The sequence below is a fragment of the Pseudomonas deceptionensis genome (assembly GCF_900106095.1).
Lineage (GTDB): Bacteria > Pseudomonadota > Gammaproteobacteria > Pseudomonadales > Pseudomonadaceae > Aquipseudomonas > Aquipseudomonas deceptionensis.
Genome location: NZ_FNUD01000002.1, coordinates 1,862,486 through 1,877,261 on the forward strand (window position 1 = coordinate 1,862,486; position 14,776 = coordinate 1,877,261).

General features: G+C 57.4%; 18 protein-coding genes and 1 tRNA gene. 15 read left to right on the plus strand and 4 right to left on the minus strand.

Annotated elements, in window-relative coordinates; genetic code table 11:
• Positions 1 to 10: 10 nt before the first annotated feature.
• Both BLW11_RS08495 and BLW11_RS08500 read left to right on the plus strand, forming a co-directional pair.
• A complete protein-coding gene (locus tag BLW11_RS08495; RefSeq protein ID WP_048359125.1) occupies positions 11 to 571 on the plus strand; it encodes a DUF924 family protein in 561 nt (186 codons plus the stop codon).
• A gap of 80 nt (positions 572 to 651) precedes the next feature.
• Entirely contained in the window at positions 652 to 1,041 is a 390-nt protein-coding gene (locus tag BLW11_RS08500) for a c-type cytochrome (RefSeq protein ID WP_048359124.1), read from the plus strand.
• On the opposite strand, the gene BLW11_RS08505 is transcribed toward BLW11_RS08500, so the two are convergent.
• From BLW11_RS08505 to BLW11_RS08515, 3 genes are all read right to left on the minus strand, one after another.
• Complete coding sequence (locus BLW11_RS08505) at positions 1,042 to 1,371, minus strand: hypothetical protein (protein ID WP_048359123.1); 330 nt, start codon at positions 1,369 to 1,371, stop codon at positions 1,042 to 1,044.
• Between the two features lie 108 nt (positions 1,372 to 1,479).
• Positions 1,480 to 2,181, minus strand: coding sequence for a tRNA (adenine(22)-N(1))-methyltransferase (locus tag BLW11_RS08510; protein ID WP_279626637.1), 702 nt, complete (start codon positions 2,179 to 2,181; stop codon positions 1,480 to 1,482).
• Between the two features lie 274 nt (positions 2,182 to 2,455).
• Positions 2,456 to 2,540 (minus strand) — tRNA-Leu (locus BLW11_RS08515).
• Between the two features lie 106 nt (positions 2,541 to 2,646).
• Here BLW11_RS08515 and queA point away from each other — a divergent pair.
• From queA to BLW11_RS08545, 6 genes are all read left to right on the plus strand, one after another.
• On the plus strand, positions 2,647 to 3,708 hold the full coding sequence (queA, locus tag BLW11_RS08520) for a tRNA preQ1(34) S-adenosylmethionine ribosyltransferase-isomerase QueA (RefSeq protein WP_048359122.1): 1,062 nt from the start codon (positions 2,647 to 2,649) through the stop codon (positions 3,706 to 3,708).
• 11 nt (positions 3,709 to 3,719) lie between these two features.
• A complete protein-coding gene (gene tgt / locus BLW11_RS08525; RefSeq protein WP_048359532.1) occupies positions 3,720 to 4,835 on the plus strand; it encodes a tRNA guanosine(34) transglycosylase Tgt in 1,116 nt (371 codons plus the stop codon).
• 42 nt (positions 4,836 to 4,877) lie between these two features.
• The gene (yajC, locus tag BLW11_RS08530; protein ID WP_048359121.1) at positions 4,878 to 5,216 is read left to right on the plus strand and encodes a preprotein translocase subunit YajC; all 339 of its coding nucleotides are present in this window, start codon (positions 4,878 to 4,880) and stop codon (positions 5,214 to 5,216) included.
• A 67-nt stretch (positions 5,217 to 5,283) separates the two neighbouring features.
• A complete protein-coding gene (gene secD / locus BLW11_RS08535; protein WP_048359120.1) occupies positions 5,284 to 7,152 on the plus strand; it encodes a protein translocase subunit SecD in 1,869 nt (622 codons plus the stop codon).
• A gap of 9 nt (positions 7,153 to 7,161) precedes the next feature.
• A complete protein-coding gene (gene secF, locus BLW11_RS08540; RefSeq protein ID WP_048359119.1) occupies positions 7,162 to 8,076 on the plus strand; it encodes a protein translocase subunit SecF in 915 nt (304 codons plus the stop codon).
• A 121-nt stretch (positions 8,077 to 8,197) separates the two neighbouring features.
• A complete protein-coding gene (locus BLW11_RS08545; RefSeq protein WP_048359118.1) occupies positions 8,198 to 8,725 on the plus strand; it encodes a glycine zipper 2TM domain-containing protein in 528 nt (175 codons plus the stop codon).
• 82 nt (positions 8,726 to 8,807) lie between these two features.
• On the opposite strand, the gene suhB is transcribed toward BLW11_RS08545, so the two are convergent.
• Positions 8,808 to 9,623: a type III secretion system regulator SuhB gene (suhB, locus tag BLW11_RS08550; protein WP_048359117.1), complete on the minus strand. Its 816-nt coding sequence runs from the start codon at positions 9,621 to 9,623 to the stop codon at positions 8,808 to 8,810.
• 144 nt (positions 9,624 to 9,767) lie between these two features.
• On the opposite strand from suhB, the gene trmJ reads away from it, so the two are divergent.
• The 7 genes from trmJ to hscB all read left to right on the plus strand — a co-directional run bounded on the left by trmJ (position 9,768) and on the right by hscB (position 14,727).
• A complete protein-coding gene (trmJ, locus tag BLW11_RS08555; protein ID WP_048359116.1) occupies positions 9,768 to 10,538 on the plus strand; it encodes a tRNA (cytosine(32)/uridine(32)-2'-O)-methyltransferase TrmJ in 771 nt (256 codons plus the stop codon).
• Positions 10,539 to 10,540: 2 nt separating this feature from the next.
• On the plus strand, positions 10,541 to 11,317 hold the full coding sequence (gene cysE / locus BLW11_RS08560; protein WP_048359115.1) for a serine O-acetyltransferase: 777 nt from the start codon (positions 10,541 to 10,543) through the stop codon (positions 11,315 to 11,317).
• A 250-nt stretch (positions 11,318 to 11,567) separates the two neighbouring features.
• Positions 11,568 to 12,059 (plus strand): Fe-S cluster assembly transcriptional regulator IscR, encoded by a 492-nt coding sequence (iscR, locus tag BLW11_RS08565; protein ID WP_048359114.1) that lies wholly within the window; start codon positions 11,568 to 11,570, stop codon positions 12,057 to 12,059.
• 49 nt (positions 12,060 to 12,108) lie between these two features.
• Positions 12,109 to 13,323 carry an IscS subfamily cysteine desulfurase gene (locus BLW11_RS08570; protein ID WP_048359113.1) on the plus strand — a complete coding sequence of 405 codons (1,215 nt, stop codon included), beginning with the start codon at positions 12,109 to 12,111 and terminating at the stop codon, positions 13,321 to 13,323.
• 96 nt (positions 13,324 to 13,419) lie between these two features.
• Positions 13,420 to 13,806, plus strand: a complete 387-nt coding sequence (gene iscU, locus BLW11_RS08575; protein ID WP_003443374.1) for a Fe-S cluster assembly scaffold IscU — start codon at positions 13,420 to 13,422, stop codon at positions 13,804 to 13,806.
• A 67-nt stretch (positions 13,807 to 13,873) separates the two neighbouring features.
• Positions 13,874 to 14,197: an iron-sulfur cluster assembly protein IscA gene (gene iscA / locus BLW11_RS08580; RefSeq protein ID WP_048359112.1), complete on the plus strand. Its 324-nt coding sequence runs from the start codon at positions 13,874 to 13,876 to the stop codon at positions 14,195 to 14,197.
• Between the two features lie 8 nt (positions 14,198 to 14,205).
• Complete coding sequence (gene hscB, locus BLW11_RS08585; RefSeq protein WP_048359111.1) at positions 14,206 to 14,727, plus strand: co-chaperone HscB; 522 nt, start codon at positions 14,206 to 14,208, stop codon at positions 14,725 to 14,727.
• Positions 14,728 to 14,776 lie beyond the last annotated feature (49 nt).

A 14,776-nucleotide genomic window follows, 5' to 3' on the forward strand; every position in this document is an offset into this window, starting at 1 on the left:
GGAGCGACCTGTGGCAACGACTCAAAGTGAACTGGCGCAAACACCGCAGGCGGTGATTGAATTCTGGAAACAGGCGGGCCCCAAGCAGTGGTTCGCCAAGGATCAAGCGTTTGACCGCTTGTTTGGCGACACTTTCCACACCGCCCATTTCCAGGCGGCCCGGCGCGAGTTGGAGCACTGGATGGCAGAGCCGCAAGGGGCTCTGGCCTTGCTCATATTGCTTGATCAATACCCGCGCAATACCTTTCGCGGCACGGCGCACATGTTCGCCACCGACCCGCTCGCACGCTTCTATGCCCGGCAGATGATCGATGCCGGGCTGGACCGCCAGGTTGATGCGTCCTTGCGCGCTTTTTGCTATCTGCCGTTCGAGCACTCGGAGGACGCAGCGGACCAGCGCCTGTCGTTGAAGCTGCACCAGGATTTCGAGCCGGAAGATTTCAAATGGGCAAAAGAACACGCCGACATCATCGAAAGGTTTGGGCGCTTTCCCCATCGCAACCATGTGCTGGGTCGATCGACTACCGAGCAGGAGCGTATTTTTCTGGAGAGTGGCGGTTTTGCGGGGTAGCCGGTTGGTGGGCGGGCTGCGGGCGGGCATAATTGCCGCTGAAACCCTTGCCGCCAGCAACGCCTGATGTGGAGTCGCCCATGAAATGCCCTGCTTTATTGACCTTTGCCCTGATCCTCGCTGCCGGGTTTTTCAGTGCCTCGGCAGTTGCGGCGGGCGATGCTGAAGCGGGCGGCAAGCTGTTCAGCAAGGTATGTGGCGGCTGCCACAGCGTCGGTGAAAATGCCCGGGGCGGATTTGGTCCGCAGCTCAACGGGGTGATTGGCCGGCTTGCCGGGACGACCGCGGACTATCAGTATTCGGACGCGATGAAAAATTCGGGTGTGGTCTGGACGCGGGACAAACTGGCAGCGTATATCGAAGCACCAAAGAAAGTGGTGAGCGGTACGCGCATGATCTTCTGGGGCATCAGCGACCCCGAGAAGATCGAAAACCTGTTGGCGTATCTGGAGACGTTCCAGAAGCCGTGATCACTGAATGTCTTTCAAGTAGTCCCTCAGGTGCATGAGGGGCGTACCCATTTGCTCTATCGTCGGCGCCTGTGTGAAGTCAGTGGACAGCTTGCACAGTTCGCGGCCCATGACCGTATCCACACCGCCCAAGGCTTTCAGCGCCAACTCAAGGCATTGATTCACTTTGACTTGAATCGTGCCGATATCGCCGTTGCGCACAAGCAAGGCAAACACCTCGCGCTCGTAGTCAGCCATGACCGGATCGTCGCGCAAAAGCGGGCTTGAACCTTCGGACTCATACGCCAGTTTGAGTGCATAAAGGGCGACTGCTTCCAGTGGCAATTCCATGGTGCGGGTTCCTGTGCTGTGGTGCCGGTGAAAAAAAACCTTGGGGTTCAAATCTGATATCTGGAGCTCAGTCGGGGTATCCCGACAATCGACGTTTTTTCGATGAGCTCAGCGAGGGGCAATCAGCTCGGTGATCCACCGGACCTGCTGTGCGATCTCTTGCACCTTGTCCTCGGGCACGGCTTGTCGTGCCCTGGCGAGGTTGCTCAGGTTCTTTTGTTTCTGGCGCAGCATTCGCTGCCACTTGGCCAGGAATACAGGGCTGCGCGTCTGCATCTGCAGCGGGCCGAAGTAGAGTTCCTGAGGGGTATAGAGCATCGGCCCGGTTCGCTCGGCGACGATGATTTCGTAGTCGAAACTGTTTTCCCGCAGCAGCTCCTCGCAGAGGATGCGGTAGTCATTGTCCATCAGCCATTGGCGCAGTGGCTGCTCGCCGCCGTTGGGCTGCAGGATCAGCCGCTCCCGGCCGCTCAGGCGCGCCTTGCCGTTGTCGAGGATGTCGCGGATCGTCTCGCCGCCCATGCCGCAGATACTGATGGCCGTGATCCCGTCCTGCGGTTCGATTGCCGCGAGGCCACAGGCTTGTCGCACAGTGACCAGATGGCCCAGACCGTTCTGGCGCACAGTGCGTTCGGCCGAGCGGAACGGTGTCAGCGCGACCTCGCCGGCCACTGCTGTGGCTATCGCGCCGCGGCGTATCAATGCCACCGGCAGGTAAGCGTGATCCGAGCCGATATCGGCCAGGCGCGCGCCGGCCGGCATCTGCGCAGCCACGCGCTCCAGGCGCATGGACAAAGTATGTTCGTTCAACTGCAGTTCCTTATCACCACGAATGCCCGGCACCTTTGGCATCAGAGCGAGCTGCATATGATGCTTGGTGGCAGGGGCAGGGTAAAGCGCTGGCGGGGGCAAAAAGGAAGGGGGCGTGATGTCGCGGTGCTTCAGGTCTGTATCCCGGGGTCATGTGTTTCTCTGGGGATACAAGGAGGGATACAGGGGTAGAATTTCAAGCACAAAAAAACCGGCGCAGTGGCCGGTTTTTTTGTATTCAAGGTGCATTGAGCGGCACCTTGAGATCTTTGTTTGGTGCCCCGAGGGAGACTCGAACTCCCACTTCTTTCGAAAACGGATTTTGAATCCGCCGCGTCTACCAATTCCGCCATCAGGGCTCAATGGCGGCGAAGTATAGAGATGAGGTTTAGGTCGGTCAACAACTTATTGGTCTATTTTTACTAAGTCCGTTAAACTCCCCGGCCCTGCTAGACGAAACCTATCATGCGCGTTGCTGACTTTACTTTCGAACTCCCTGATTCGCTCATCGCACGCCATCCTTTGGCGGAGCGCCGTAACAGTCGCCTGCTGACCCTGGACGGGGAGAGCGGCGTACTGGCACATCGTCAATTCACTGATTTGCTTGAGCATTTACGCCCGGGCGACTTGATGGTGTTTAACAATACCCGGGTGATTCCGGCTCGCCTTTTTGGCCAAAAAGCCTCGGGCGGCAAGCTGGAAATTCTGATTGAGCGAGTGCTCGACAGTCATCGGGTGCTGGCGCATGTGCGCTCCAGCAAGTCGCCAAAACCAGGGTCGAAAATCCTGATTGATGGCGGCGGCGAAGCCGAGATGCTGGCGCGCCACGATGCGTTGTTCGAGCTGGCCTTTGCCGAAGAGGTATTGCCGCTGCTGGACCGCGTCGGGCATATGCCGTTGCCGCCTTATATCGATCGCCCGGACGAAGGTTCGGACCGCGAGCGTTATCAGACGGTCTACGCTGAGCGCCTGGGTGCGGTAGCCGCGCCAACAGCCGGTCTGCACTTTGATGAGCCGCTGATGCAGGCCATTGCGGCCAAGGGCGTCGAAACGGCGTTTGTAACCTTGCACGTGGGCGCGGGTACGTTCCAGCCGGTGCGGGTTGAGCGCCTCGAAGATCACCATATGCACACGGAATGGCTGGAAGTCGGCCAGGATGTGGTCGATGCCGTGGCTGCGTGCCGCGCGCGTGGCGGCCGGGTGATCGCCGTGGGCACCACCAGCGTGCGTTCGCTGGAGAGTGCGGCCCGTGATGGCGTGCTAAAGCCATTCAGTGGCGACACCGACATTTTCATCTTCCCGGGCCGACCGTTTCATGTGGTCGATGCGCTGGTGACCAATTTCCATTTGCCGGAATCCACGCTGTTGATGCTGGTTTCGGCGTTCGCCGGTTATCCCGAAACCATGGCGGCCTACAAGGCTGCGGTTGAGCATGGGTACCGCTTCTTTAGTTACGGTGATGCAATGTTCATCACCCGCAATCCTGCGCCGACGGCTCCTGCCCCGGCCCCTGAGGATCAAGCATGAGCAACTGTCGTATGTCTTTCGAGCTACTTGCCACTGATGGCAAGGCTCGTCGCGGTCGTTTGACCTTCCCCCGTGGCGTGGTTGAAACCCCGGCGTTCATGCCGGTCGGTACCTACGGTACGGTCAAGGGCATGTTGCCGCGCGATATCGTCGATACCGGCGCGCAGATGATTTTGGGCAACACCTTTCACCTGTGGCTTCGTCCTGGCACAGAAGTGATCAAGAAGCACGGCGACCTGCACGATTTCATGAAGTGGCAGGGCCCGATCCTGACTGACTCGGGTGGTTTTCAGGTGTTCAGCCTGGGCGCCATGCGCAAGATCAAGGAAGAGGGCGTAACCTTTGCTTCCCCGGTTGATGGCGCCAAGGTGTTCATGGGCCCGGAAGAGTCGATGCAGGTTCAGCGTGACCTGGGCTCCGACGTGGTGATGATTTTTGACGAGTGCACCCCGTACCCGGCTGATGAAGACGTGGCGCGGATCTCTATGGAGCTGTCGTTGCGCTGGGCGCAGCGCTCCAAGAATGCCCATGGCGACAACACGGCGGCACTGTTCGGTATCGTTCAGGGCGGCATGCACCAGAACCTGCGCGAGCGCTCGCTCGAAGGCCTGAACAAGATCGGCTTTGACGGCCTGGCCATCGGCGGTTTGTCGGTGGGCGAGCCCAAGCACGAAATGATCAAGGTGCTGGATTACCTGCCGGCGATGATGCCCGCTGACAAACCTCGTTACCTTATGGGGGTTGGCAAGCCGGAAGATCTCGTTGAGGGTGTGCGCCGCGGTGTGGACATGTTCGATTGCGTGATGCCAACCCGCAATGCCCGCAATGGGCATCTGTTTATTGATACCGGTGTAATCAAGATCCGCAACGCGTTCCATCGCCATGATGATTCGTCGCTGGATCCGACCTGCGACTGCTACACCTGCCAGAACTTCTCCCGCGCTTATCTGCATCACTTGGACAAGTGCGGCGAAATGCTGGGGAGCATGCTCAATACCATCCATAATTTGCGGCACTATCAGGTGCTGATGGCTGGTTTGCGCGAGGCTATTCAACAGGGTACATTGGCCACCTTTGTCGACGCCTTCTACGCCAAGCGCGGGCTTCCTGTGCCGCCTTTGGACTGAGTTTCGGACCTTTAAGAAACAACATTGCAACTGGAGTGCTTAATGAGCTTTTTCATCTCTTCCGCTTTCGCGGACGCTGCTGCACCTGCCGCTGCTGGCCCTATGGGTGGTGGTTTTGAATGGATTTTCCTGGTCGGCTTCCTGGTCATCTTCTACCTGATGATCTGGCGTCCACAGGCCAAGCGCGCCAAAGAGCAGAAAGCCCTGTTGGGTAATTTGCAAAAAGGCGACGAAGTTGTAACTACTGGTGGTATCGCCGGCAAGATCACCAAAGTATCCGATGCTTTCGTTGTAATCGAAGTGTCCGACACTGTTGAGCTGAAAATTCAGAAAGGCTCTATTGCAGCCACGTTGCCTAAAGGCACGCTGAAAGCGATCTGAAGTTTCAACTTTTAACAATCGACGGGGCGCGCAAGGCGCCCCGCGTTTTAAGCGGGCGGCGTGATTGATGCTGAACAAATACCCTCTGTGGAAATACCTACTGATCCTGGCAGTGCTGGCGATCGGTTTTATTTATTCCGCTCCCAATTTGTACCCCGATGATCCGGCTATTCAGGTGTCGGGCGCGAGCACGGCCCTGCAGGTCACTCAAGCTGATCTGGATCGTGCAAGCAAGGCGCTTGCGGATGCAGGTATTGCTGTCAAGGGCGCTTCCCTAGCCCAGAATGGCAAAGGTGGTTTGCTGCGTCTGGCCAAGAAAGACGACCAGTTGCCGGCCAAGGATGTCGTACGCAAGGCCCTGGGCGACGACTATGTCGTAGCGCTCAACCTGGCACAGACCACGCCTCAATGGTTGCGTAGTCTGGGTGCTCACCCGATGAAACTGGGTCTGGACTTGTCGGGCGGTGTGCACTTCCTGCTGGAAGTGGACATGGACAAAGCGGTTGACGCGCGGATGAAAGTCTACGAAAGCGACGTCAAAAGCCTGTTGCGTAAAGAGAAGGTGCGTTACCGCAGCCTGCCGCAGCTTAACGGTGCCATTCAGTTGGGTTTCACTGATGAAGCCGCACGTGAGCAAGCGCGTAGCCTGATTCGCAAGAGCTTCAACGATTTTGACATTACCGCTGCAGACCTGAACGGTCAGCCGGTTCTGCGTCTGGCGATGACCCCGGCCAAGCTGGCGGAAATCCGTGAATATTCCATCAAGCAAAACCTGACAACGGTCCGTAACCGGGTCAACGAGTTGGGTGTTGCCGAGCCGCTGGTTCAGCGTCAGGGTGCCAACCGCATCGTGGTTGAGCTGCCAGGCGTACAAGACACCGCCGAAGCCAAGCGTATCCTGGGCAAGACGGCCAACCTTGAGTTCCGTCTGGCCGCTGAGCCGGGCGCTTCCAAAGCCACTTCCGAAACTTTCGAGTTCCGTGAAGGCAACCGTCCAACCGCCCAGATCGAGCGTGGCTTGATCATCACCGGCGACCAGGTGACCGACGCGCAAGCGGGCTTTGACGAGCACGGCCGTCCACAGGTGAACATCAAGCTTGATGGTCATGGTGGCGAGCTGATGAGCCGTTCCACTCGCAGCAACGTTGGCCGCAGCATGGCGGTAATCTTCATCGAGCAGAAGCCGGTGACGACTTACACCAAGAAAGTGGTTGATGGTGTCGAGAAGGACGTGCCGGTTCAGACGTTCAAGGAAGAGAAAAAAATCATCAGCCTGGCGACCATCCAGTCGCCGCTGGGCAGTCAGTTCCGCATTACCGGCCTGAACGGCCAGGGTGAGGCTTCGGAGCTTGCGCTGCTGTTGCGTGCCGGTGGTCTGGCGGCGCCAATGTACTTCGCTGAAGAGCGCACCATTGGTCCGAGCCTGGGTGCTGACAACATCACCAAGGGTATCGATGCGTCGCTGTGGGGCATGCTGTTCGTGTCGATCTTCATCATCGCCATCTACCGTTTCTTCGGTGTGATCGCGACGGTGGCTCTGGCGGGCAATATGGTCTTGCTGCTTGCGCTGATGTCGGTGCTGGGCGCAACTCTGACCTTGCCGGGTATTGCCGGTATCGTTTTGACGATGGGTATGGCGGTCGATGCAAACGTACTGATCTTCTCGCGTATTCGTGAAGAAATTGCCAATGGCATGACTCCACAGCGGGCGATCAATGAAGGTTTCAGTCGTGCCTTTACGGCAATTGTCGACTCCAACCTGACAACCCTGCTGGTCGGCGGGATTCTCTTTGCCATGGGTACCGGGCCGGTAAAAGGCTTTGCGGTGACCATGTCCCTCGGGATCTTTACCTCGATGTTCACGGCCATTATGGTGACCCGCGCAATGGTCAACCTGGTGTATGGCGGTCGGGACTTCAAGAAGTTGTGGATTTAAGGGGCTGCCATGTTACGTACAATCAACTTCATGGGCGTTCGCAACGTTGCGTTCGGCGTCACTGTAGTGCTTACCGTGCTGGCTTTGTTCAGCATGTTCCACAAGGGCATGAACTACGGTCTGGACTTCACCGGCGGTACGCTTATTGAGCTGACCTACGAGAAGCCTGCTGACCTGACCAAGGTGCGTACCGAGCTGGCTACGGCCGGTTTCCACGATGCTGTGGTGCAGAGCTTCGGTGCAACCACCGACCTGCTGGTGCGTATGCCGGGCGATGATCCGTTGCTGGGTAACAAGGTGGCTGCTGCGCTGGGTCAGGCAGATACGGCCAACCCGGCCGTCATCAAGCGCGTCGAGTTCGTGGGCCCGCAAGTGGGTGAAGAGCTGCGCGATCAGGGCGGTCTCGGCATGCTGATGGCGCTGGGCGGCATCATGCTGTACCTGGCTTTCCGCTTTCAGTGGAAGTTTGCGGTTGGTGCGATCGTGTCTCTGGTTCACGACGTGATCGTGACCATGGGTATCCTGTCCTGGTTCCAGATCACCTTCGACCTGACGGTATTGGCGGCGGTGCTGGCGATCATCGGTTACTCGCTCAACGACACCATCGTGGTATTCGACCGGGTTCGGGAGAACTTCCGGGTGTTGCGCAAGGCCAGCCTGATCGACAACATCAATATCTCGACCACGCAAACCCTGTTGCGCACCATGGCGACCTCGATCTCCACCTTGCTGGCGATTGCGGCACTGCTGATTTTCGGTGGCGATAACTTGTGGGGCTTCTCGATTGCACTGTTCGTGGGTGTATTGGCGGGTACCTACTCGTCGATTTATATCGCGAACGTCGTGCTGATCTGGCTGAACCTCAGTGCAGAAGACTTGATCCCGCCTGTGGCGAGTGAGAAAGAGATCGACGACCGCCCATAACCTCTGGTTATAAGCAGGTTGTCACTTAAAAGGCGCGAGTATTGAACTCGCGCCTTTTTTTGTGCTCCAAGGCTAGGATTGATGTGGGATTGTCCCTACGTATGATGGTCTGGAGGTTCACGTGAACAAGTCATTGCTGGTAGGTGCTGTGCTGGGTGCTGTCGGTGTTACAGCCGGTGGTGCTTTTGCCACTTACAGCTTGGTTAAAGGCCCTGAGTCTGCGCAGGTGCTGGCAGTTGTGCCAGTCAACCAGCAGGTCAAAACGCCGCGTGAGGTGTGCAAGGATGTGACTGTGACGCGTCAGGCGCCGGTCAAGGATCAGCATCAGATCGTCGGCAGTGTGATAGGTGCTGTTGCGGGCGGTTTGTTGGGTAATCAGGTTGGCGGTGGTACCGGCAAGAAGATTGCCACGGTAGCCGGTGCGGTCGGTGGCGGTTATGCGGGTAACAAGGTTCAGGAAGGCATGCAGGAGCGTGATACCTACACCACTACCCAGACGCGCTGTAATACGGTCAACGACATCAGCAACAAGGTTGTTGGGTATGACGTGCGTTATTCGCTCGACGGCAAGGAAGGCAAGGTGCGTATGGATCACGAGCCGGGCAATGAAATTGCCGTGGACAAGCAGGGCAAGCTGATTCTGAATTAAGCGGGCTCTCACGGGGCAGGTGTCAAAACACCTGGCCAAAAAAAAGCACCCCTAGGGGTGCTTTTTTGTGCCCGGATTTCGCTTAGCGTTTCAGCGAAGGTGGCAGGTGTGGCTGGATTGCGGTCAGTACAGCTTTGAAGCACTTGGTGTTACCGGCAACGATGTGGCCTTTTTCAAGGAAATCGTGGCTGCCGGTGAAGTCGCTGACCAGGCCGCCTGCTTCTTGAATCAGCAGTGCGCCTGCAGCCATGTCCCACTCGGACAGGCCCGACTCCCAGAATGCGTCAAAACGGCCGGCGGCAACGTAAGCCAGATCCAGGCTGGCAGCGCCTGCGCGGCGGATGCCGGCAGTCTGGCCGACCAGGCTGCGGAACATGCCCAGGTAGTTGTCCAGGTTGTCCATCTGGTTATCGCGGAACGGGAAGCCGGTACCCAGCAGGGCGCCTTCAAGGCTGGTGCGACCGCTTACGCGCAGGCGACGACCATTGAGCTGGGCGCCACGGCCACGGCTGGCGGTGAATTCTTCCTGGCGAACCGGGTCGAGAACCACTGCGTGCTCAAGGCGGCCACGGTATTTGCAGGCGATGCTGACGGCGAAGTGTGGAACGCCGCGCAGGAAGTTGGTGGTGCCATCCAGCGGATCGATGATCCACAGGTAGTCTTCACCTTCACCGCTGCCAGGGTGCATGCCGGTTTCTTCACCGAGGATGCCGTGTGTAGGGTAAGCCTTGCGCAAGGCGTCGATGATTTTCTGTTCAGCAGCACGATCGACTTCAGAGACGTAATCCTTGGCGTCTTTTTCGTCAACCTTGATGGTATCCAGGCGCTCGATGGAGCGGAAAATCAATTCACTGGCGCTGCGGGCGGCGCGCAGCGCGATATTCAGCATGGGCTGCATGGACGTTTCACCTAAGGTTGTTAAAGAAAGCCGAATATTCTATCAGAAAACTTTGTGAGATGAAGGTTTGCGTTAGCTTTCGTAGCTTATGGCGTTTTGCTTAGGTAAGATTTGCTCCCTTTTGCTGGTCTGTGAGCGCTTCCTTTGTTGCCTAATATTCGTGTCGTTCTGGTCAATACCAGCCATCCCGGGAACATCGGCGGTGCTGCGCGTGCCATGAAAAACATGGGGTTGTCGCGGCTGGTTCTGGTGGAGCCAAGGTTGTTTCCTCACCATGAAGCCGACGCGCGGGCGTCAGGGGCAGGTGACATTCTCGAAAATGCTCAAGTGGTTGCGACCCTTGAAGATGCCTTGGTGGGCTGCAATCTGGTTCTGGGTACCAGTGCCCGCGATCGCCGCATCCCCTGGCCGTTGCTGGACCCGCGTGAGTGTGGTCAAAAAGTAATTGAGGAGGCGGCTCAAGGTGCTGAAATCGCTTTGGTGTTTGGTCGTGAGGACTCCGGCCTGACCAATGACGAGTTGCAGCGTTGTCACTTTCACGTGCATATCCCCTCCGACCCGGAGTTCAGTTCTCTGAATCTGGGTGCGGCCGTGCAGGTGTTGAGTTACGAAATCCGCATGGCCTGGCTCGCGAGCCAGGGTCAGCCGAGCAAGATCGAAAAAGAGGAAGTGGCGTCCACTAAAAGTGGCGAGTTGGCGACCATGGATGAGCTGGAGCGCTTTTACGAGCATCTGGAGCAAACCTTGGTGGCCATTGAATTTATGGACCCGGAAAAGCCGCGCCACCTGATGGCGCGCCTGCGTCGACTGTACGGGCGCAGCTCTGTCAGTCGCGCAGAGATGAATATCTTGCGTGGCATTCTCACCGAAACCCAAAAAGCAGCCCGTGGCGAGCTGCTCAAGCGCAAGGATTAATGATGTTCGAGCGTCTGCGTGAAGATATCCAGAGTGTGTTTCATCGTGATCCTGCGGCGCGCAATGCTTTTGAGGTGCTGACGTGCTATCCGGGGATGCATGCGATCTGGATTCACCGTTTGTCGGCACTGCTGTGGCATGCCGGCTGGAAGTGGTTGGCGCGGCTGGTGTCGAACTTCGGGCGCTGGTTGACCGGGATTGAAATTCATCCGGGGGCCAAGGTGGGGCGCCGTTTCTTTATCGATCACGGCATGGGCATTGTGATTGGTGAGACCGCTGAAATCGGTGATGACGTGACCCTGTATCAGGGCGTTACCCTGGGCGGCACTAGCTGGAACAAGGGCAAGCGCCATCCGACGCTGGAAAATGGCGTTGTGGTAGGGGCGGGCGCCAAGGTGCTCGGCCCGTTCACGGTCGGTGCGGGGGCCAAGGTCGGCTCCAATGCGGTGGTGACCAAGGCGGTGCCAGCGGGAGCGACAGTTGTGGGTATTCCGGGTCGCATCATCATCAAAAGTGACGATGAGACCGAGGCCAAGCGCAAGGCGATGGCCGAGAAGATCGGTTTTGATGCCTATGGCGTCAGTGAAGACATGCCCGATCCGGTAGCGCGCGCGATTGCTCAGTTGCTGGACCATTTGCAGGCGGTCGACGGCAAGCTGGATGGTATGTGTGGTGCGCTCAAAGATTTGGGCAGTACTTACTGTGCCAAGGACTTGCCGCAACTGCGCGAAGAAGACTTTGCCTGCGTCAAGGACAAGGACGAAAGCAAGGCGGTCTAGGTTCTGGGTGCTGTGGGAGCGAGCCTGCTCGCGATGCTGGCGCTGCGATCTTTCGGACGGTCGAGGTGCGGCCATCGCGAGCAGGCTCGCTCCCGCGCTAGATGCTTCATGTGCCATTGCGCCGCAGACCCTGCTACAATGCGCGCGCTCTTTTGCGGGTAATCCCGACTAAAGTACTAGGTCTAATAGTTGACTTAAATAGTCGGGAATAGCATACTCGCTTCCATTCCGAATTCCGTGGTACCTGTCCATGAGACTGACTACAAAAGGCCGTTACGCCGTAACTGCAATGCTTGATTTGGCGTTGCACGCACAGCATGGGCCGGTGTCCCTGGCCGATATTTCCGAGCGCCAAGGCATCTCTCTTTCCTACCTTGAGCAACTGTTCGCCAAATTGCGCCGCAGCAGCCTGGTTTCCAGTGTGCGTGGTCCGGGTGGCGGCTATCAGCTGTCGCGCGACATGCATGGCATTCAGGTAGCTCAAGTTATTGATGCCGTGAACGAGTCAGTTGACGCAACGCGTTGCCAGGGTCTTGGCGATTGCCATGCCGGCGACACGTGCCTGACCCACCACTTGTGGTGCGACCTTAGCTTGCAAATCCACGATTTTCTCAGCGGTATCAGCTTGGCTGATCTTGTCACTCGCCGTGAGGTGCAAGAAGTAGCCCAGCGTCAGGATCAGCGCCGCTGTAATGGCAAGGCGCCGCACCTGGATAAGATCGAAGCGTCCGCCGTCGATTAATTGCATAAAAACGACGGTGCGCCAGCCAGCCTGATTTAGGAGATAGTCCATGAAATTGCCAATTTACCTCGATTACTCAGCCACTACCCCGGTTGATCCGCGTGTTGCTCAAAAAATGAGCGACTGCCTGTTGGTTGACGGGAACTTCGGTAACCCGGCTTCGCGTTCTCACGTGTTTGGCTGGAAGGCTGAAGAAGCGGTCGAGAATGGTCGTCGTCAGGTTGCAGACCTGGTCAATGCCGACCCGCGTGAAATTGTCTGGACCTCCGGTGCGACCGAGGCCAACAACCTGGCAATCAAAGGTGCTGCGCATTTCTATGCCACCAAGGGCAAGCACCTGATCACCGACAAGATTGAACACAAGGCCGTCCTCGACACCATGCGTCAGCTGGAGCGTGAAGGCTTTGAAGTGACCTACATCGAGCCGGGCACCGATGGCCTGGTGACGCCGGCCATGGTTGAAGCAGCCATGCGCGACGACACCATCCTGGTTTCGATCATGCACGTGAACAACGAAATCGGCACCATCAACGATATCGCTGCCATTGGTGAGCTGACTCGCTCGCGCGGCGTGTTGTTCCATGTTGATGCGGCACAGTCCACCGGCAAGGTCGAGATCGACCTGGCCAAGCTGAAAGTCGACATGATGTCGTTCTCGGCTCACAAAACCTACGGCCCTAAAGGCATTGGCGCGCTCTACGTGAGCCGCAAGCCTCGCGTACGTATCGAAGCAGCCATGCACGGCGGCGGTCACGAGCGCGGCATGCGTTCGGGCACCTTGGCTACCCACCAGATTGTGGGTATGGGCGAAGCGTTCCAGATTGCCAAAGAAGAGATGGCGGCGGAAAATATCCGTATCAAGGCGTTGAGCGACCGTTTCTTCAAGCAGGTTGAACACCTCGAAGAGCTGTACGTCAACGGCAGCATGACTGCCCGCGTTCCGCACAACCTGAACCTGAGCTTCAACTACGTTGAAGGCGAGTCGCTGATCATGGCGCTCAAGGATCTGGCAGTGTCGTCCGGTTCGGCCTGTACCTCCGCTTCCCTTGAGCCGTCCTACGTTTTGCGCGCCTTGGGCCGCAATGACGAATTGGCACACAGCTCGATCCGCTTCACCTTCGGCCGTTTCACCACCGAAGAAGAAATCGATTACGCCGCGCAGAAGGTTTGCGAGGCTGTTACCAAGCTGCGCGCCTTGTCGCCGCTGTGGGACATGTACAAAGATGGCATCGACATTTCGAAAATCGAATGGGCGGCGCACTAACAATTTAAGTCGCCGTAAGTAGACGCTGTAAGCGTAGCGAACAGCAGCTTTTACAGCGTCTCAAGAGCGACTCTCTGATGAGTGAGGATTAGTACCATGGCTTACAGCGAAAAGGTCATTGACCACTACGAGAACCCGCGCAACGTCGGCAAGATGGACGCGGAAGATCCGGATGTCGGCACCGGCATGGTCGGCGCTCCGGCGTGCGGCGACGTGATGCGTTTGCAGATCAAGGTTAACGAGCAGGGCATCATCGAAGATGCCAAGTTCAAGACCTACGGTTGTGGTTCGGCAATTGCTTCCAGCTCCCTGGCAACCGAGTGGATGAAAGGCAAGACTCTGGATGAAGCAGAGACCATCAAGAACACTCAGCTGGCAGAAGAACTGGCTTTGCCTCCAGTAAAAATTCACTGCTCGGTACTCGCTGAAGACGCCATTAAAGCGGCTGTTCGCGACTACAAGCAGAAGAAAGGTTTGATCTGATCTTCGATCCCCGTGCCGGCAACGGCATGAGCGTGGTGAAGATACTGGCGATATGTAAGGAGTCCTGATGGCTATCAGCATGACAGAAGCGGCGGCTCGGCATATTCGTCGTTCCCTTGATGGGCGCGGCAAAGGTGAGGGGATTCGTCTGGGTGTTCGCACCACGGGCTGTTCCGGTCTTGCCTATGTGCTTGAGTTTGTTGACGAGGTTGGCAGCGACGATCAAGTCTTTGAAAGTCATGGCGAAAAAGTGATCATCGATCCTAAAAGCCTGACCTATCTGGACGGGACCGAGCTCGATTTCGCCAAGGAAGGGTTGAACGAAGGTTTCAAGTTCAACAACCCCAACGTGCGCGGTGAATGTGGCTGCGGCGAAAGCTTCAACATCTGAGGCTACTCGTGGGTACTCCTTGTCATTTCGCACTATTTGAACTGCAACCGGGCTTTACGCTCGATCTCGAGCAGTTGGCTACGCGCTACCGTGAGTTGGCGCGCAGTGTTCATCCGGACCGCTTTGCTGATGCTTCCGAGCGTGAGCAGCGCCTGGCGCTAGAGCAATCCGCCAGCCTCAACGAGGCCTACCAGACACTCAAGAGCCCTCCCAAGCGCGCGCGTTACCTGCTTGCGATGAATGGCCGTGAGATGCCGCTGGAGGTCACGGTGCACGATCCCGAGTTTCTGATGCAGCAGATGCAGTGGCGCGAAGAACTTGAAGATTTGCACGACAGCGCCGATATGGCGGGTATTGCTGAATTCAAGCGCCGGCTGAAGGTCGCTCAGAATGAATTGAACGACAGCTTCGCTGCTTGTTGGGATGATGCTGCGCAACGTGAACAGGCCGAACGCCTGATGCGGCGCATGCAGTTCCTCGACAAGCTCACTTACGAAGTGCGCCAGTTAGAAGAGCGCCTCGACGATTAACTCCGTGCTTTCCTGATTGCACGCCTGATTACAGATAAGTCCTGATTAC